Origin of the sequence: Shewanella sp. SM73 (assembly GCF_025653795.1) — a bacterium.
Taxonomy (GTDB): domain Bacteria; phylum Pseudomonadota; class Gammaproteobacteria; order Enterobacterales; family Shewanellaceae; genus Shewanella; species Shewanella oncorhynchi.
This window is the reverse complement of record NZ_JAKKRY010000017.1, coordinates 74,070-93,359: the sequence shown is the minus strand read 5'-3', so window position 1 is coordinate 93,359 and position 19,290 is coordinate 74,070. Positions and strand designations below refer to the sequence as shown.

The window sequence follows — 19,290 nt, the reverse complement described above, 5'->3', positions numbered from 1 at the left end:
ATCAGTCTGGGGTAGAGTGATTCACGGGCACAATTTAAAGTAAAACGACCATGAGTAAATTTATGGTTAATGTTCTGTTGACCCAATTTTTAGCTAATTGCCAAACCTGCGCCACAATTTGAAACAAAGCAATTTTTCATTATATTTCCCATGCCGAATTTCGTTTCTTTGGCATTAAACTCAAGGCCGGAATTGGCAACAATGTACGTAACTTCTACTGCTGTAATAGGAAACTCAATGGGCCATCCGTTCGGCCTAGCGTCGTGATAACGCTTGTTGGCGTCGTCGATAGTATTTATCTCAAAATACTCGATTGATACCATGTCACCATTCGGGTAACTAATTTTTACTTTTTTAGCTGAAGGCGGACATTCAATGTCCTCTTCACCGCCAACGTTGAACCATTCATTATTTTGAATGTAAGCCCTTGGCAAATTACTTGTTGATAGTATGTGTAGGTTTAGTAAGAGATAATTATTTTCGTCTCGCTCGAACCAAATAACTGGCTGCTCCCTAAATTTGAAAATAACTGGTGTCTCGTAATAGAAATTACCGCCGACAACAGCTAAGAGGCGATTTCTCATCCAATTGAATTTTCCGCTAACTTGTTTCCAGTTGTCCTTTCCAGTTTGTTTTAGGCTATGAAGTTGTTCTTTGGTAAATGCTCCATGATCAGCTTGTATATGATGTTCTCTGCAAAGAGCGATCATGCCCTCAGGATTATGATGATTATTTTCGCGCCATGGAGGCTCGAAATGATGCCATTCAAGATATGGTCGACCACAATCCAGAACAGGACAACCAAATCCGACCTCTTCCCGCAGTGTTCTTTTGACGTCTTCTGGAGGTTTCCTGTTCATATTCGCATCCTTTCAGCCTGACTAAATCAAAGATTATGATTAATAATAACTCTACAAGAGTCATTATATGTAAACGTGACACAAAGTCAGCATACCGCACAATGAATGGGTTTGATGCGTGAACCAGACTAGGCAAGTCTGATTCACTCATTACAAAATCTAACACTTTTTAGATCCATCAGATTGGATTATGGCTCTCCATATTTAGGATTGGATTTATCGCTCTTAACGATAAATGTGCTGATTGATGCAGTTTGTCGATGGCAAAGCTGATGCAAATTGGGTGGTTTGCCTATGAATCCCTTGCATAACCTGATGCTTGATGCAGCATTCTTTTGATCTACTCCGCAATAAAAGTTACTAGCGCCTTTGGGTCGATAATATGCAGCTGCTGATCGCGTTTTTCGACAAGGCCGAGTTCAATGAGGGAGTTGAGTGCGCGGCGGTAGACGCGACTGCTGGTGCCAAAGCGTTCGGCTTCTTGCTCGACTTTGTTAAAGGCTCCGAGGGCGATATTGTTTTGACTGCGTTGTAGCAGATCGAGGGCGATATTGACGGCGATGGGGTGCAATAGGCGGTTGGTGTAGATTGCCATTGAGTCTTGATAATCCCATGCCAGCGCTGAGGCAAAAAAGAGCGCTAGTTGCGGTTGAGTGACTATGCATTGCTGCAGTTTGGCGGCACAAATTACCTCGGCTTCCATCTGATCTTCGGCCATCACTGTCCACTGGCAGGGCAGTTTGGTAAAAAACTCAATTTCGCCAAAAATATGCTGATCACAATTTAGCTCACCTAACTGAAAGCGCCGACCATTATGGGCGCTAGTATACATGGCGACTTTTCCTACGGACACGACATAAAGCTCACGCACATTTTGCCCCTGTTGCAACATGATATCACCGGGGGCAAATTGGCGGCTGGCCGTTTGGCACTGAAATAAGGCCTGCTTAAAGAGTTCGCGCTGCTCGCTTAATGTGTCGCCAAAGCGGCTAGAGAGTTCAGGATGTAACTGCATGTTGATGATAGTTGTGGATATTGATGCGATTAAGGTACGCATTTCGCTGCAAGATTGATACTCATTCGATCATAAAATATGTAAATCCCTGCGTGAGGGCTGGCACTTTGGCGGCGGTAGATGGTCGTTCGCATTGTGTGTCGCCGTTGTTGTGACGCTGCAAACGTGTGTTATGACAGGTCGGTGTGAATGTGAGCTTTAGTGAGAATGATGGCGCATTGGCTGCGCCATTAAGAGGATGACTTGGTCGTTATCTGGATGCATTTATCGGCAAGGCTTACTGCTATTAACCTCAACAAGCTCTAATCACACAGTGCGTTGAGTGCGGCTAAAATGGCATGTTGCTCACCTTGGGCGCTTGCTTTGGACGATGCAACATAGTCATTAACTCCTGCTTTAACATCCTGCTCAAATAGCACTACGTTGGTTAGTATCGCCGCCACTTCAAGTTGGCGCAGTCGGCCGACGGTGAATAACGCAGCGGTTTCCATATCGGCCCCGAGCACGCCTTGGCGATGCCAATAGTGGCAGAGCTCCTGTTCTTGATCGGTATAAAAACTGTCGTGGGAGCGCACTACGCCGCTATGGGCAATAATATGATACTGCGCGCAGTATGCTTGCAGTTTGCCGACCAAACGATGATTGGCACAGGCCGGAAAACCGTGCTTTACATAGCTGGCAGAGCCGCCATCATCACGCACTGCAGCCTCGGCAATAATCACATCACCTATCGCTATCTGCGGTTGTAGCGCACCGGCGGAGCCGATGCGGATAAGTTGTTTAACACCGCATTGATACAGTTCCTCAAGGGCAATGATCGCTGAGGGAGCACCAATACCTGTGCTGCAGACGGTGATTATAGTGTCGCCATAACGGCCACGCATTAACCGAAACTCGCGGTTATCCGCCAAGGATTCGACATCCGTTAGATGCGCCGCGATGCGGTTGACTCGATTGGGTTCGCCGCAGACGACGGCTTTTTCACTGACTTGATGGGGCGCGACGAGAATATGGGGTTGAATACTCATTGTTGACCTTTATCAATTACTTAGCTTGGCGGTAGCCCCGAATTGTATCGGGCTACCGCGAAGGGAAAACTTAGATAAACAAACTGACAATTGCAGCATTCATCAAGTTTGCTAACGTCGCCGCTAGCAGTACTTTCATCCCGAGCTGACCAATCAGCCCCGCGCGTTGCGGTATCATTTGACTCAGGGCGCCACACACCATGGCCACTGAGCCGATATTGGCAAAGCCGCAAAGGGCAATAGTCATAATGGCATTGCTACGTGCAGAGAGTTCCACATTGCCCATATTGGCGAAGGCAACAAACTCATTCATGGCGATTTTTTGGCCTAGGAAGGCGCCTGCTGTGTTTGCTTCAGCCCATGGAATACCAATCAACCATGCTACTGGCGCAAACAAGGTGCCGAGGATCATATCCACGGTTAAGGTTGGCATGCCAAACAGTTCACCAATCGCACCCAATCCGCCGTTCAACAAGGCCATGAGACCAATACAGGCAATAATGACTGCGCCGACGATGGCAGCGATTCCCATACCAGCAATAGCGCCTTTGGCTATGGCATCAATAAAGCTACTGGGCTTTTCATCATCGGGTAATTCTGGCACTTCGTTAACGGTTGGCTCGGTTTCTGGGATAAGCAACTTAGCGAACATCAACCCCGCTGGAGCTGACATAAAGCAAGCCATAATCAGATAGTTAAGCGCAACGCCCATCCCCGCAAGGCCCGCTAAAATGGAGCCAGCAATTGAAGACAATCCACCGACCATCACCGCAAAAATTTGTGCGCGGGTGAGGACGCGGTGGTAGGGCTTGATCAGTAACGGTGCTTCGGTTTGGCCGAGAATAATATTGCCCGCCGCATTCATTGACTCCGCCCGTGATGTGCCGAGTACCTTTTGCAAGCTGCCGCCAATAATTAACACAAACCACTGCATAATGCCTAAGTAGTACAGCAAAGAGGTGAGTGCGGCAGTAAAGATGATTTGCGGTAATACCTGTAACGCCCAGACAAAACCTATGCCTTCAACGCTGAAATTGACTAAGCTGCCAAAGGCAAATTTGATCCCTTCAGTACCATAACCAAAGACTTTGCCTACAGTATTTGATACGGCCAGCAGTACATCGGCACCGATCTCGGTTGCCAGCACAAAAAAACCGAGCGCGATGATAATGCCAAATGCACCGATAACGGCGCGCCAGCTGATCAAACGGCGGTTCTCAGAAAACAGCAAACCTACGCCTAAGAGTACAAAAATACCAAGGATGGACTGGATCATACTGAGTGGTCCTTATATGAATTAACGGCTGCAATCACACGCTCGGCGTGGGCCTTTGCAAGGGAAAGGGTGTTGGACTTATTGCCACCTTCGGCGGCAGTGGAGTTCATCTCAAAGCTAATAATGGTATCGATAATCTCGACAGCGGCTGCACGAAATGGGTGTTCGTAAGCTTGTTGGTATACGTTAAAGGGTAAAAAGTTAAAGCCTGTTTCGCTGTAGGAGTCCTCAGTCGCCCCCGCAGTGATAGAAAACAGGACAGGTTTACCTTGGAGCTGGCTACCATTAGGGCCAAAGGCAAAACCATAGGTAAATACCTCATCAATCCAATATTTGAGCACGGCGGGGTAGGTGCTCCAATAGAGCGGGAATTGCACCACAATCACATCGGCATCGAGCAACTGTTGCTGCTCCGTGGCGGTATCCCCATCAAACTGAGCCACTGAATTGATACGCCAGCTCGGTTGCTCAGCCTCAAGGGCAAGTATGCAGGCATTGGCCACAGACTGGGTTAAGTTGGGGTGCCCGTTTAGCACGAGTATGTTCATTAGCTAGCTCCTGAGAGGAAACGGTGCCGCCATGCAGCCAAAACCAGAGGCTCAAGCACCGAGTTACGAAGTCATGGCGTGGATTATAGGGAGGGAAGGGTGAATACAAGAGGACATTTGTCTCCTAGCACCTGATGCAGCTCATACTATTGTGAAAATTTGATTAACATATCGATGTAAAAATGAATGAAGTGATAAGCGCAATGTCGGGTCATACCGAAATGCTAACGTTTATTAAGCGCTCAGCTCTGCTCCTAATCTGTTCATCCTGACTGCATGAAATAGTGCACATTGCATGTGGCACCAATGTCGAACGCTGGTTAGCATTCTGTCATTGATGCTTTTTGCACGATGAAAACTTAATAAAGCGATAGGGCTTAATGCGTTTGATTACCCGAGTTGTCCCGCAATCATAAGTTCTTTTGTTTCAGGGACTTCATTATAGGATAAAACATGAAGTCCGCGGGCGAAGGCTAATGCGTATCGCGCGAGGAAAGGCCTGAGTTGTGGAGAAACAAGTAGGATAGGGTTATAGCCTTTCTCTTTTGTCTCCGCGAGTAATTGGGGCATTCTTTGTTGTAGCTGCGCCAGTAGATTAGGTTCGATAGGGAAACTATCCAATGCAACTCGGCCCTGTTGCTGCGATTGATTTAACGCTGTCATTAAGGTTTGTTCTAATTCTGCGGTCAGCGTAAGTACATTCAACTGCGGACTGCTGCCTGCGATTTGATGCAAAATACTGTTGCGCAAAGCGCAGCGCACATCGGCGGCGAGTAGGACGGGATCTTTGGTTTGCTCGCTGCATTCCAGCAAAGTTGTTGCTATGGTGCGTATGTCTTTAAGGGGCACTTGTTCTTTGAGTAACAAGCGGAAAACTTTGAGTAACTGTATGGGGGTTAAACAGGTACTGAGTGATTCCGCCAGTTTTGGGGCTTGCTTACTGAGCCTGTCAGTTAATTGCATAATATCATCATGTTGCAATAATTCAGGCAGTGATTCGCGCAATAACTTACTGACATGAGTGGCAATGATCGTGGCATTATCGACGACCGAATAACCTAAATTGAGTGCTTTGGCTTTTAGTTCAGGCGTAATCCAAATCGCATCCATTTGGTAAGCGGGTTCCTTAGTTAAAATCCCATCAATTTTGCCGTACACAGGACCACTTTTTATTGCTAACAGTAGATCAGGCTCTAATTCGGCGATAGCCACTTGAGTGCCCATAAAGTTAATTTGGTATGCATGTGGTGCCAAGGCTAAATTGTCGCGCACTCTCACTTCCGATAGCAGAAATCCGATTTGTTCTGAAAGGGTACGTCTGATCCCTGTTAGGCGTTTTTGTAATTCTGCTCCTTTCGTTTTTTCGACTAGATGAACCAATCTATAGCCTAATCGTACTTCGATGATGTCGGTAAAAGGCAGGGATTCCCAGCTTGGCGCTGAAGGTTCTGTCAGGCTGGTTTCTATGAGTTCTTCTGTTTTCTCTTCAGTAAAGGAGGCTTTATTCTGGTTTTGTTTCCACGCTGCAAAGCCTAGTAGTATTGCAAAAGATAAAAATACCAGTGCTGGCATGCCCGGGGTGATACCGAGAATCGCCATCACAATGGCTGCAGTGGCTAAGGTTCTAGGGTTAGCCAGTAACTGTCGACTCAATTGGGTCGGCATTTCTTCTGCATCGGATACCCTAGTCACAATAATTGCGGCAGCAGTGGCGAGTAGTAATGATGGAATTTGTGCAACTAGGCCATCACCAATGGTTAATAGTGCATAGGTTTTAAAGGCTTCTGTTGTACTCAGATCATGCATAAAGATGCCTATGCTGATCCCGCCAATAATGTTGATTGCTAAGATCAAGAGTCCTGCGATGGCATCCCCTCTCACAAATTTTGAGGCTCCATCCATGGAACCATAAAAGTCTGCTTCTCTGGCGACATCTTGGCGACGTAGGCTGGCTTGTTCGTGTGTGAGTGTGCCAGCATTGAGATCGGCATCGATCGCCATCTGTTTACCCGGTAGGGCATCCAATGTAAATCGCGCCGATACTTCAGAAATCCGCTCGCCACCCTTAGTGATTACAACAAAGTTAATAATCATTAGAATTAAGAAGATAACAGCACCGACGACATAGTTTCCGCCAATGACGACTTCACCGAAGGCTTGGATCACTTTACCCGCAGCATCGCCTCCTTCATGACCTTCAATGAGTACTACGCGCGTCGATGCAACGTTTAAGGTTAAACGCATTAAGGTCGCAAGGAGCAATAAGGTTGGGAATACAGAAAACTCTAACGGTCGTCTGATCGATACGCTCACCAGCAGCACCATGACGGCAAGGACGATGTTAAATGTAAACAAAATGTCCAGTAGCCATGCAGGCAGCGGTAAAATCACCATTGCCAGAATAGCGAGCAGCATGACGGGAATGCCGATATAGCTGTAATTTCCTGAAAAGGTGCGAGAAAGCCAATTCATAGGTTAAGCAATCCTTTAATCGTGACGTAAATTAGGGGGAATAAAAAAATGTGGTAAAGGGTCAGGTTTCTGCTGTAAGCCCTTACGAGATGCTTTTATTTGCATGACATAACTTAATACGTGCGCTATGGCGATAAAAAGGGCACTGGGTATCTGTTGATCTACTTGCGTTGAATGATAAATAGCCCGCGTGAGCGGTGGGATATCAATAATTTCAATATCATGTTTTTTAGCGAGTTCTCGCATATAGAGGGCGAGTTCTTCGGTGCCTTTAGTGATGACGTAAGGCGCATCCGCTAAGTCAGGATTGTATTTTAATGCCACGGCATAGTGAGTAGGATTAACCAAGAGAACATCCGCTTTTGGAATGGTGGTATCTGCCCGAGAGCGAGCCATTCGTTGCTGTATTTGGCGGATTTTAGCTTTAATCTCTGGCTTACCTTCTTGCTGGGTATGCTCGTCTTTTACTTCTTGACGTGACATACGTAATTCTTTGCTGTTATGCCAATATTGGTAAGGCACATCAATAAAGGCGATCACGAGCAGTCCAGTACCAAGATAAAACATGCCTTGCGACAGTAGATTGATGCCATCACGAACCGCTTCATCAATAGGACGTTGATTGTAGCTAAGTAGTTCTTGTAAGTGACCATTCAAGAAAACCAACATAATTCCGATCAGTAACACAATCTTTAGGCATGACTTGAGTAACTCAACAAGAGATTGAGCGGAAAATATTCTTCCGACACCGGCAAGAGGATCGATTCGACTGTACTTAAAATTAGCATTTCCAAAATTAAATATTGGCCCCCCAGGCAAGGCTCCTGCAACTGCGGCCAACAGAGCAACCATGATGAATAGTGGACCTAAGATGCTTAGCATTTCGACTAGGCTGGCGCCAAGATGGCGCATCATGATGTCTGGTTGATCTAACTCTGCTCGGGTGAGCAGCATATTGTATTTAGCTAATCCACTGACTCTCGTCGCAAACCAATCCGCATTACTGGTCAGCATGACAGAGCAACCAACAACCAGTGCTGCGGAGGCAAGATCTTTAGAGCGTGGAACTTGGCCTTCTTCTCTCGCTTTACGCTTTTTCTGCGGTGTAGCTTCTTCTGTTTTATCTTGTTGGGGCGTTTTACTCATGAGATCCCTCCGATAAATTGGTACATGGCAGTTAATGCGTCTAAGCACAGATCACTGTAACGAGTTGGAATGCCGCTTAACGAAAGGAAGACGCAAATCAAGCCCATCAACAAGGTCATGGGAAACCCGAGCGAGAAGATGTTTAATGACGGCGCAGCGCGGCTTAATACACCAAAAGTGATGTTAACCATTAACATGGCGAGTACTGCGGGTATGGCGAGCATCAGCGATGCAGCAAATAGCCAGCCCATTCGACTAACCAATCCCATTAGCGGTAAGTCAAAAATCCCATTTCCAATTGGCCATAAACGAAAGCTATCAACAATGATGTTGAGCCCGACTAAATGACCGTCAAGAGCCAGAAAAATCAATGTACCAAAGATTTGTAACCATTCACTGAGAATGGGGTTGGTGTCGCCATTAGCAGGATCGTTCATCACCGCCATCGCTAGACCCATCTGCATCGACATAATAGTGCCAAGCATGGTCATCACATGGATTAAAATGGTTAAAAATAGCGCGAGCATAAATCCAGTCAGTAGTTGCTCTATGGCTAAAAACAATGATCCAAGCGAGAGCGCATCGACAGCGGGAACGGGTGGCAGCATAGGTGCAATAAGCGCTGCAATACTTAAGGCAAGAAAAATTCTTACTGTTGCAGGCACATAGGAATTACCTAACAAGGGCATTATCATAAATGCCCCCATGATCCGGCAGAATGGCCACCAAAGGCTGCCGATTAACATGCTGAGTTCGGTTGAGGTGAGTGAAAGCATATCAACCGATAATATGAGGAATATTCATAAACAGCCTGTCAAATAAATCACTTAGCTGTTGTATGAGCCAATGGCCTGAAAACAGAACCATAAGTAGAGTAATGATAAGCCTTGGCAGAAAACTCAAGGTTTGTTCATTGACCTGTGTCGCAGCCTGAAATACCGCAACGATTAAGCCTAAAATGAGTCCCGGTGTCACCAACACAGAAACCATGATGATGACGAGAAACATTGAGTCAGCAAAGAGCGAGGTCAGTTCATTGATGTCCATCTAGCTACCCAAAACTTGCGGTTAAGGTGCTTACCGTCATAGCCCAACCATCGACTAATACAAAAACCATCAGTTTAAATGGGAGAGAAATAATTAACGGTGACAACATCATCATCCCCATAGACATGAGGACACTTGCGACAACCAAGTCGATAACTAAGAAAGGTAAGAAAAGTAAGAAGCCAATTTGGAAAGCTGTTTTGAGTTCACTCAGTACAAATGCGGGCATAAGGACAAAAAAGGGGACTTCCTCTGCTGCTTTCATGTGTGTGGGTTCGTTAGCTATTTTCAGCATTTGCTCAAGATCAGTTTCTCTTGTCTGCGCCAGCATAAATCGAGTTAAAGGGATTTTGGCTATTGAGACAGCCTCCATCAATTCGATCTTACCTTGGTCATAGGGCAAATAAGCTTCCTTATAAATTTTGTCTCCCACTGGGCGCATAATAAAGATAGTGAGTACTAATGCTATCCCAACAAGCACTCGGTTAGGGGGACTTTGTTGTAGTCCGAGAGCTTGTCGGAGGATTGCTAATACAATGATAATACGAGTAAAACTGGTTAGCATCATCAGCATGATGGGCAAGAAACTAATGGCCGTCATGAGCGCTAAAATTTCGAGTTTAATGTTAACTGCTTGACTGTCTTGAGCGCTATCCAGTGTGAATAAGGTCAGTCCTTCCGATGCGAGGGCTTGGGGAGCAAACAATAGAATCGCCAGTAACAATACCCGAACTATCATTCGTTACTTGTCCCATCGAGAGTAATGCTCTCTATTTCCAGCAAACGTACGCCATATCTGCCTGCCACTTCTACGACTTCGCCTCTTCCTAATAGTGCACCATTTACTCTGATATCCAGCGGCTCACCTACCATACGGTCGAGTGCGATAACATCACCTTCTCCCATACGATTTAGTTCGCCTAAAGACATTTCAGCACTGGCCAGTTCGAGAGTAACTTGAACAGGAAGTTGTTGAAAAAAATTATTATTTTTCAATTTACGGTTATGGGTGTCCGGCTTTGAAAATGCTCTCTCAGAGAAAATATCGTCCTCTAATAGAAAATCATCATCCGATAAAATAGATTGTTCAGCCAATGTCATGCTCCTCATGCTGATAAATATCTTGGGTCAATTTCGCTACCATCTGTCCTTCATGACTATGCACAGAGGCATGAAATAGCGGTGTGTTTCCGATTGATAACAAGGTTTTTGGATAGAGATTAATAGGTAAAATATCCCCAGTTTTTAATTGGCTGAGTGATTGCACCGGGATGCTATGTTGCCCTAATGTCAGCTGCATTTTTATGGGGAGACTTTTTAGCCAGACGGCTAGTTTTGCGGGTAAATCCGCAGATACTTCAGATTTCTTAGGCTGTTCGGCCAGATGCCCCAGTAAATGCTCAGTTAAGCAAAAGAGCATTGGAGGGGTTAGTGGGCCATTGGTAAAATTGAACGACCATACTGCCGATACTGCGAGTGGCATATGGCCTTTTATGAGCTCAACTTCAAGATTATTGGTTTCGATCGTGCTATTAGGTAGCTCCTCCACTACGGAAAGTAGCAACTTTTTGGCTAACCTAAATTCAGATTGGCTGGGGTTTCTCAAAGGAGAACTTAATGGTGTTGAGGTATTACCGTAATAATTACTTGCCAATTGATCGAGCGTGCAGCGATCAATTCTCCAATAACCGAGGGTATTTTGATGATGTTTTAATACAAACCATGAATAGCAATGTTCTGGAACGACAGGTGTTCTAGGTTCTGTTAACGTTGACCCCGAAACAGCGGGATGACCCTGTCTTAGTAGCGGAGATAGGATATTATTTATGGCATCGATAAGTGGACGATGTAGCTTTTCTAGCTGTTGCAATAATCGCGTTCTCGCTAGCTTTTCTTGAACTAGCATAATAGGTCTAATTATTTCATTGGAATTTGATTTTATAAGCCTAGCTTTCGCCGTCGTCTTCATTGTTCTTCCTATTAAACGTGTTTTTACTACTAGAATGCTGCTTGGCTACCTCCGTGATTCAGTTGGCGCATAAAAAACATACACAAACAGAGTGCCTAAATATTTATTTCTTTATCGTTAAGGATTAATGAATTTCTTAAAACAGTTAAGCGTTGAACTTTAGGTTCGACTCTGTTTTAAACGACGAGGATGATAAGTTAATAAGGCTTAAGTATTCAATAATAATTATAAGAAATGCTGAAATATATGTGAATAGAATTGTAGGGTAAAGTTGGTTGTGAACAAAATGTTTGTTTTGAGATTGTGTAAGAAGATATTAATGCTTTAGGTTTTGCATTTTCGCGTCAATAAAAAGGCGGTTAGATATTATTTTGACATTTGTCGATATTTTGGCGGGCAATATTTATGTCAGCATTTACATATTGATTATTAATGATGATATTGTGTTGCAAATCTGTTTGTCTTTGATTTTCATTGTTTTTTGTGCGCTATGGTTTGTGATTTATTTAATATTAAACATTGGCGGTTAAATTTTGTCACTATTTTAAAAGTATCGATGGTGCATTTTTATCATTGTCATATATTATTTTACAAATATATTTGGTATAAGTCAGTCCTAAGTTATATGCATCACTTTTTTGCGGTTTTTCTTTTAGACCTTTCATGGTTGATAGCAATTGATTCATATAATTCGGTGATACCTTAAACTTTGTTGCTGGTCACATTTCTTATCGATGATTGCACTAGAACACGTTTTAACCTTATTTAGTTGAGGGCATATCCTTAGCCATTGTCAATGTGGATACTCATTGTGTGTAGTTCTCTATCGCTGGCTTTGATATTACATGCGGAAATATATCTTCCGCATTCAGCTTCCGCATTTGTTTTTACTGTTCTTAATGGCTTGAGTTATTTATTGCTCATTCATCTAGATGGATAAGTAAGTAGTAATAGATTTTATATACACTCAAACACAAAGACTTATAGGTCTAAATTAAGGTGTTATTTAATGTACTGTAAACGAAAGGGAGTTAGTGAGTGGGTGGCCTAAGTATACGGATTGAAGGGTTAAACATATCTGCGGAACTTGCATGCAAAATAACACATGAGGATTTTTATCTGTGGAGTGATGCAATGGAATTACCTTGGCTCACTATCGTTAACTTATCGGATTGTAGTCCTTGTGATGTGAAGTCCTATCTTGCCCGTTTTCCTGGCCGTAATATCGTCGCCTTATTAGCACCAGAGCAAGGTGAGTTGGCAGCCGCAGCAATGCGAGCTGGCGTACAGGATTATCTATTAATTCCCGTAGAAACTGAGCAGTTACTTGCCTCCATTCAACGATTACACCGTTTAGAGTTACCTGATTCTAGTTTGGTTGTCGCGGCTTCTGTTAGTCGACAATTGTTGATGTTGGCCCATCGCGCCGCAACCACTGAGGCCAGTGTTTTATTATTGGGTGAAAGTGGTACTGGTAAAGAACCGCTTGCTCGTTATATTCATCGCCACTCCTCCCGTTCACATAAGCCTTTCGTTGCGATTAACTGCGCTGCCATCCCTGAAAGTATTCTAGAGTCCGTTCTCTTTGGGCATGTCAAAGGTGCCTTCACTGGTGCCATTTGTGATAAGGCAGGAAAATTTGAGCAGGCCAATGGCGGTACTTTATTACTCGATGAAATTGGTGAAATGCCCTTGCCGTTACAGGCGAAGTTACTTCGGGTGCTACAGGAGCGTGAGGTCGAAAGACTCGGTGGCCAGCATGTTATACCACTGGATATCAGAGTCATTGCCTCTACCAATCGCGACTTAAGACAAGCCGTGGAGTTTGGACATTTTAGGGAGGACTTGTTCTATCGATTAGATGTTTTACCTCTGAAAATTAAGCCTTTAAGAGAACGAAAGGCTGACATCCTGCCTCTAGCTGAACATTTCTTAAATTTATATGGCCAATCTGATTGCTCAAGTCGCTGTTATTTCAGTGAGCACGCAAGACAAGTGCTCGTTAACTATGATTGGCCCGGAAATGTAAGAGAGCTAGAAAATTGTATTCAACGTGCATTAGTGATGCGTAGAGGTCAGGCGATTCAAGTTGCGGAACTCGGGTTAAACATTCAAGAAGAGATGCTTGAGTTGGAGCCTTTAGGCGCCTCAGATGGACTTAAAGCGTCAAAACAACAGGCAGAGTTTCAATATATTATTGATGTACTTAAACGTTTTAATGGGCAACGCACGTTAAGTGCAGAGGCGCTAGGGATGACGACTAGAGCCTTAAGATATCGCCTCGTACAAATGCGGGAAGCGGGTATAGATATCGAAATGTTATTAGAGCAAGCGGGTCGAGCAGCTTAGAGCAATCAAAAAGTAATAGGAATGGAATATGTCTAGTGGAGCGATTGTTAGCTCAAATATGTTAATGGAAACCTTAAACATTCATCGTGAAGTGGCTAAAGGGGCGATCAACATCACTTCAAACCCTGCCGATAATGGTATGGCTTATGGGTCATTCACTGACTTGATTAAGAGTAAAGTTTCTGCCGTTAACCAAGATCAGAACCAATCCTCTATGGCGATGGCGGCTGTCGATAGTGGAAAAAGCGATGATCTCGTCGGTGCTATGGTGGCTTCGCAAAAGGCCAGTTTGTCCTTTGCGACTATGCTCCAAATTCGTAATCGTCTTGTGCAAGCATTTGACGATGTAATGAAGATGCCTATTTAAGGAATTGTGTGAATGTCTACCACTTTTGTTCAATCAGGTCAGGATATTACCGGGACTGAATCTTCGTCAGGATTCATTGCTGGCATGACCCAAAAATGGCATCGTTTTAACCGTGGTGATCGTCAAGTTATCGCCTTAGCTTTACTTGCGGTGGTTGTCGCCAGTGTCATAGTGTTGATGTTATGGACTGCTACTGCAGGGTATCGACCTTTATATGGCAGCCAAGAAAATGTCGATACCTCTCAAGTGTTAAATGTCTTGGATGCAGAAGGCATTGATTATCGCCTCGAGGCTAATACTGGGGCAGTCCTCGTTGCAGAAGAGCAAGTCGGTAATGCGCGTATGCTTTTGGCCGCAAAAGGGGTAAAAGCGAAAGTACCTTCGGGTATGGAGGCACTCGACAATACCGCGCTCGGCACGAGTCAATTTATGGAACAAGCTAAGTATCGCCATAGTTTAGAAGGTGAATTAGCTCGCACTATCATGTCGTTAAAGTTGGTCCGTGCCGCAAGAGTTCATTTGGCGATACCTAAACAAACTCTGTTTATCCGCCAGGAGCCTGAACTGCCGACGGCTTCCGTCATGCTGCAGCTAGACCCGAATACTCGACTCTCTGAAACACAAGTTGAGGCTATTGTTAATTTGGTTGCTGGCAGTGTGACTGGACTAACGGCCAGTAATATCAAAGTTGTCGATCAAGATGGTCGATATTTAAGTGAGAATATTTCAGGCAATCAAGATCTTAGTCAGTCTAGAAACAAGCAGTTACAGTACACGCGTGAACTTGAGAATAGCTTAGTGGCTAATGCCGCCTCTATGCTCGAGCCTGTGCTTGGTCAAGATAATTTCCAAGTGCGGGTGACTGCAAAAGTAAACTTCAATCAGGTTGAAGAAACTAAGGAGTCACTCGATCCGCAAAATGTCGTGACTCAAGAGCGCACGAGTGTCGATGATTCAAGTAATACTATTGCCGCGGGAATTCCTGGAGCTTTAAGTAATAAGCCACCCCAAGCAGGGAAAGAGGCGACGAATGATAAGACCCGTAATTTGAAGCAGGAAGAAAGTCGTCAATATGACGTTGGTCGTTCTGTGCGTCATGTTCGTTATCAACAAATGCAGCTCGAAAACCTCTCAGTTTCAGTGCTTATTAATAGTGCTACGGGTCAAGGAGCATTCAATGAAGAGGCTCAACTGGTTAAGTTTGGCAATATGGTCAAGGATGCCATCGGCTTTTCGGCGGCGAGAGGTGATAGTTTTACCATTAATGCCTTTGAGTTTACCCCAACCGTCGCTGCCGAATTTACGCCGTCACCTTGGTGGCAATCAGAGAATTACCAAGCTTATTTACGCTACATCATAGGCGGCATCCTTGGCTTTGGACTTATTTTGTTCGTATTAAGGCCGCTGGTTAAGCACTTGACCCGAACCGCTCAAATTACCGCGCCTAGAATTGAGCCCGTTGCATTAAGTGCCGCTTCCGCTGCTACACTCGATGGGCATTCCGCCGATACTTTACCAAATCAAGCACATCAGTTACCGAGTGCCGACTGGCTAGGCAGTCAAGGTTTACCCGAGCCCGGCTCACCTTTGACCGTTAAAATGGAGCATTTAGCCTTGCTCGCAAACAAAGAACCCGCGCGTGTTGCAGAAGTGATAGCTCATTGGATAGGCGATAAAGACGGTGAATAATTCAATCGAAATTAAGATGGACAATTACGCCCAAGCGGCCATGTTATTACTGAGTATGGGAGAAGAAGGTGCCGCCATGGTCATGGCGCATTTGGATCGTAACGATGTGCAACACTTAAGCCATAAAATGGCGCGGTTATCGAGTATTACCCAGCAAGAAGCCGAGGCAGTACTCAGCCGTTTTTTCCAACGCTATAAAGAACAATCGGGTATCGCCAGAGCCTCACGGTCCTATTTACAAAAGACTCTCGATATCGCTTTGGGAGACAGAGTCTCTAAAAGTCTTATCGATAGCATTTATGGTGATGAGATTAAAGTGCTCGTTAAGCGTCTCGAATGGGTTGACCCACAATTACTTGCCCGTGAAATCACCCATGAGCACTGCCAGTTGCAAGCGGTATTGTTGGGATTATTACCACCAGAAAGTGCCGCTAAAATTCTGAAAATGTTGCCCACTGATAGCCAAGATGAGGTGCTCGTTCGTATCGCGCAACTTGGCGAATTAGACCGCAACGTTGTTGAGGAACTGCGAGAACTGGTTGAGCGTTGTATGTTGATGGCAATGGAGAAAAGTCACACGCAAGTGGCGGGCGTCAAACAGGTTGCCGATATCCTCAATCGCTTCGAAGGCGACAGAGAACAACTGATGGAAATGATCAAACTCCATGATAAGCAGATGGCGATCGATGTCACCGATAATATGTTTGACTTCATTATTCTTGGGCGACAAAAGCAAGAAACGTTGCAGACCTTATTAGGACAGGTACCTTCTGAAACCTTATCGTTAGCATTAAAAGGCATTGATTTTGAATTAAAAGATGCCTTGCTCAATGCCTTGCCTAAACGTATGTCGTCAGCGATTGAAACGCAAATAGAAGCGTTAGGTGGTGTACCTGTTAGCCGAGCGAGTGGGGCGCGTAAAGAGATAATGGAACTGGCGAAGCAATTAATGCAAGAAGGTGAAATTGAATTGCAGCTATTTGAAGAACAGGTCGTTGTTTAATGGAAAACAAGCATTCTCGTTGGCGTCTAAATACCAATCTCGCTCGTCGTTATCGTTTTCCTGCATTACACGATGCGGTGGAATCAAATTCCGATGCGGGCAGTGATTTTCAAAGTTATCAACAAGCATTTGATGAGGGTTATGACGAAGGTGTTATTCAAGGTAAGAGTGCGGGTTATGAGGCTGGCATAGAAGAAGGACGCATTGCTGGACATGCAGCTGGTTTTCATCAAGGTCGGTTAGATGGGCAGTCAGCGGGTAGGGCATCCATCGATGAGCAGCTCAACAGCTTACTTGTGCCGCTAGGTGCCTTGAGAGAACTACTCGAAGACGGTCATGCAAAGCAGGTTCGTGAACAGCAAAATTTGATCCTTGAATTAGTACGCCGAGTGTCACAACAAGTGATTCGCTGCGAGCTAACCCTGCAGCCACAACAAATACTTAAACTCGTTGAAGAAACCTTGAGTGCGTTGCCCGATGATCAAGCGGATATCAAAATCCATTTAGAGCCGAGTGCCGTGACTAAATTAAAAGAGCTCTCGGAAGATAAAATCCGTGGCTGGAATCTCATCGCTGATAGCAGTATTTCAGCGGGCAGTTGTCGAATTGTGAGTGATAAATCCGATGCAGATGCTTCAGTCGAGACACGACTCGATGCTTGCATGAAGCAGGTTGAAACCAAGTTGAATGAGGCTGAGATTGGAGTCTGATGTATTTCATGACGATTGGCCTCAGGTTCCAGTTGCAAGGGTTTATGGACGTCTCATTCGAGTCAATGGTCTATTGCTTGAGGCTGTTGGCTGTCAGCTTGGTATGGGGGATCGTTGCCAGATTGAAGGGCGAAATGGTCGTTTAATTGAGGCTGAAGTCGTTGGCTTTCATCGGGACGTATTGTGCCTTATGCCGATTGAGCCCACACAGGGCTTGATGCCAGGTGCTAGAGTGCTGCCTATTACGGATGAGCAAACAATTGCTATTGGTGATGGTTTGCTTGGCAGGGTGCTTGATGGACTTGGACAACCACTCGACTTACTGGGCGATTTAACCGGTGTTTCACAAGTCCCGCAATCTCACACGAGTTACAATCCTTTGCTGCGCCAGCCTATTCGGCAGCCGCTAGATGTCGGTATTCGCGCCATCAATAGTTTGTTGCCCATTGGTAGAGGCCAGCGACTCGGGCTCTTTGCGGGCTCTGGTGTGGGTAAGAGTGTGTTATTAGGCATGATGACTCGTTTTACTGAAGCAGATGTTGTGGTGGTTGGCTTAATTGGTGAGCGTGGCCGAGAGGTCAGGGAGTTTATTGAAGAAACACTCGGTGAAGAAGGGCGTAAACGGGCTGTGATTATTGCAGCCCCTGCAGATACCACACCGCTGATGCGATTACGTGCAATGCGGTTATCCCACTCCATTGCCTGTGCTTTTAGGGATCAGGGCAAGCAAGTACTGTTATTAGTAGATTCATTGACTCGTTATGCTCAGGCACAGCGTGAAATCGCCTTGAGTTTAGGTGAGCCTCCAGCAACCAAAGGCTATCCGCCATCGGCATTTGCACAGTTACCTAGACTGGTGGAAATGGCGGGCAATGGTGAGCATCCGACGGGAACGCTAACCGCGTTTTATACCGTATTGGCCGAGGGCGATGATCAGCAGGATCCCGTTGCAGATGCAGCGAGAGCCATTTTAGATGGCCATATAGTGCTAAGTCGTAAATTAGCCGAGCAAGGACATTTCCCTGCGATTGATCTTAATGCGTCTGTGAGTCGCTTAGCCATGCACATAGCGACCTCTAGCAGTATTGAACAGAGTCAGATCTTTAGACATCTTTTGAGTCGTTACAATGAGGTCAGAGACTTATTACCTTTAGGTGGCTACCAAGCGGGCCAAGATCCTGAAATGGATCTTGCTGTGCGAGTGTATCCAGAAATGGCACGATTTTTACGCCAGACTACACACAGTAAAGTCAATTTGGCTGAAAGTTTAGTGCAATTGGAACAGTTGATGGGAGTTATGGGATATGAGCCAGCGTCATCTCTCTAAGTTACGTGTTCAAGCTGAAAAGAAATTAGCGCAGCTAGGGCAAAAACGCGATGATTCCAGCCTAAGCGTCCAACTAAATCAACAACAACATCAAGCCTTAACCCAAATGATATTGACTTATCGTGGTGCGAAAGAGGGCTCAAATGTTTTGCTCTGGCAAAATTCCGCAAGTATGGCGCAAGTGTTAGAGCCTATGCGGGTGAAGTTAGCTCAAAAGGAGGTTTTTCTACAACAGGAACAACTGCGCATTGATCGCCTATGGCGTAAGCAATTAGGGCGTCAGCAAGGTTTGAAGTGGCTTGAAAAACAAACACATATACAAGAGCAAGCACAAGTGGCGCGCCGTGAACAGGCTGTTGTTGATGATATGGCGGGTTTCTATTACAAGAATAAAGGCCAATAAGCGCTGTGTCATTACAGCTGAGAGCCACCTTTGTAAACTATGCCACTATCTGCAGAACACCCTGGTAACTCTCAATAATTC

The 19,290-nt window shown here is 45.1% G+C and carries 19 protein-coding genes; 7 read left to right on the top strand and 12 right to left on the bottom strand.

Annotated elements, in window-relative coordinates; genetic code table 11:
* Nucleotides 1–89: 89 nt before the first annotated feature.
* From L5M51_RS19430 to L5M51_RS19375, 12 genes are all read right to left on the bottom strand, one after another.
* Nucleotides 90–860 (bottom strand): HNH endonuclease, encoded by a 771-nt coding sequence (locus tag L5M51_RS19430; protein WP_263148224.1) that lies wholly within the window; start codon nt 858–860, stop codon nt 90–92.
* A 340-nt stretch (nt 861–1,200) separates the two neighbouring features.
* Complete coding sequence (locus tag L5M51_RS19425) at nt 1,201–1,917, bottom strand: Crp/Fnr family transcriptional regulator (protein WP_247651554.1); 717 nt, start codon at nt 1,915–1,917, stop codon at nt 1,201–1,203.
* Nucleotides 1,918–2,177: 260 nt separating this feature from the next.
* Complete coding sequence (locus L5M51_RS19420; RefSeq protein WP_131523378.1) at nt 2,178–2,903, bottom strand: nucleoside phosphorylase; 726 nt, start codon at nt 2,901–2,903, stop codon at nt 2,178–2,180.
* 70 nt (nt 2,904–2,973) lie between these two features.
* Complete coding sequence (locus L5M51_RS19415; protein ID WP_263148222.1) at nt 2,974–4,179, bottom strand: NupC/NupG family nucleoside CNT transporter; 1,206 nt, start codon at nt 4,177–4,179, stop codon at nt 2,974–2,976.
* Nucleotides 4,176–4,727, bottom strand: a complete 552-nt coding sequence (locus L5M51_RS19410; RefSeq protein ID WP_263148220.1) for an NAD(P)H-dependent oxidoreductase — start codon at nt 4,725–4,727, stop codon at nt 4,176–4,178. The genes L5M51_RS19415 and L5M51_RS19410 overlap by 4 nt, the downstream gene beginning before the upstream one ends.
* A 390-nt stretch (nt 4,728–5,117) precedes the next feature.
* Entirely contained in the window at nt 5,118–7,199 is a 2,082-nt protein-coding gene (gene flhA, locus L5M51_RS19405; RefSeq protein ID WP_113940840.1) for a flagellar biosynthesis protein FlhA, read from the bottom strand.
* 15 nt (nt 7,200–7,214) lie between these two features.
* A complete protein-coding gene (gene flhB / locus L5M51_RS19400) occupies nt 7,215–8,345 on the bottom strand; it encodes a flagellar biosynthesis protein FlhB (protein ID WP_263148216.1) in 1,131 nt (376 codons plus the stop codon).
* Nucleotides 8,342–9,121 (bottom strand): flagellar biosynthetic protein FliR, encoded by a 780-nt coding sequence (gene fliR, locus L5M51_RS19395; protein ID WP_113940838.1) that lies wholly within the window; start codon nt 9,119–9,121, stop codon nt 8,342–8,344. The genes flhB and fliR overlap by 4 nt, the downstream gene beginning before the upstream one ends.
* A gap of 1 nt (nt 9,122) precedes the next feature.
* A complete protein-coding gene (locus L5M51_RS19390; RefSeq protein ID WP_006083412.1) occupies nt 9,123–9,392 on the bottom strand; it encodes a flagellar biosynthetic protein FliQ in 270 nt (89 codons plus the stop codon).
* 4 nt (nt 9,393–9,396) lie between these two features.
* Nucleotides 9,397–10,131, bottom strand: a complete 735-nt coding sequence (gene fliP, locus L5M51_RS19385) for a flagellar type III secretion system pore protein FliP (protein WP_131523383.1) — start codon at nt 10,129–10,131, stop codon at nt 9,397–9,399.
* Nucleotides 10,128–10,487 (bottom strand): FliM/FliN family flagellar motor switch protein, encoded by a 360-nt coding sequence (locus L5M51_RS19380; RefSeq protein ID WP_131523384.1) that lies wholly within the window; start codon nt 10,485–10,487, stop codon nt 10,128–10,130. Before L5M51_RS19380 ends, fliP begins: the two co-directional genes overlap by 4 nt.
* The gene (locus tag L5M51_RS19375; protein ID WP_113940836.1) at nt 10,480–11,361 is read right to left on the bottom strand and encodes a FliM/FliN family flagellar motor switch protein; all 882 of its coding nucleotides are present in this window, start codon (nt 11,359–11,361) and stop codon (nt 10,480–10,482) included. Before L5M51_RS19375 ends, L5M51_RS19380 begins: the two co-directional genes overlap by 8 nt.
* Before the next feature lie 1,038 nt (nt 11,362–12,399).
* Here L5M51_RS19375 and L5M51_RS19370 point away from each other — a divergent pair.
* Genes L5M51_RS19370 through L5M51_RS19340 form a run of 7 tightly spaced genes read left to right on the top strand, consistent with a single transcriptional unit; the run spans nt 12,400 to nt 19,209 of the window.
* Nucleotides 12,400–13,710: a sigma-54 dependent transcriptional regulator gene (locus L5M51_RS19370; RefSeq protein ID WP_113940835.1), complete on the top strand. Its 1,311-nt coding sequence runs from the start codon at nt 12,400–12,402 to the stop codon at nt 13,708–13,710.
* Between the two features lie 28 nt (nt 13,711–13,738).
* Nucleotides 13,739–14,077, top strand: a complete 339-nt coding sequence (gene fliE / locus L5M51_RS19365) for a flagellar hook-basal body complex protein FliE (RefSeq protein WP_131523386.1) — start codon at nt 13,739–13,741, stop codon at nt 14,075–14,077.
* Between the two features lie 12 nt (nt 14,078–14,089).
* Nucleotides 14,090–15,766: a flagellar basal-body MS-ring/collar protein FliF gene (fliF, locus tag L5M51_RS19360; protein ID WP_263174175.1), complete on the top strand. Its 1,677-nt coding sequence runs from the start codon at nt 14,090–14,092 to the stop codon at nt 15,764–15,766.
* A 16-nt stretch (nt 15,767–15,782) separates the two neighbouring features.
* Nucleotides 15,783–16,769 (top strand): flagellar motor switch protein FliG, encoded by a 987-nt coding sequence (locus L5M51_RS19355; RefSeq protein WP_251073491.1) that lies wholly within the window; start codon nt 15,783–15,785, stop codon nt 16,767–16,769.
* The gene (fliH, locus tag L5M51_RS19350) at nt 16,769–17,479 is read left to right on the top strand and encodes a flagellar assembly protein FliH (protein ID WP_113940832.1); all 711 of its coding nucleotides are present in this window, start codon (nt 16,769–16,771) and stop codon (nt 17,477–17,479) included. Before L5M51_RS19355 ends, fliH begins: the two co-directional genes overlap by 1 nt.
* Nucleotides 17,457–18,806 (top strand): FliI/YscN family ATPase, encoded by a 1,350-nt coding sequence (locus tag L5M51_RS19345; protein WP_113940831.1) that lies wholly within the window; start codon nt 17,457–17,459, stop codon nt 18,804–18,806. The genes fliH and L5M51_RS19345 overlap by 23 nt, the downstream gene beginning before the upstream one ends.
* The gene (locus L5M51_RS19340; RefSeq protein WP_113940830.1) at nt 18,784–19,209 is read left to right on the top strand and encodes a hypothetical protein; all 426 of its coding nucleotides are present in this window, start codon (nt 18,784–18,786) and stop codon (nt 19,207–19,209) included. The genes L5M51_RS19345 and L5M51_RS19340 overlap by 23 nt, the downstream gene beginning before the upstream one ends.
* The last annotated feature ends 81 nt before the right edge of the window (nt 19,210–19,290 follow it).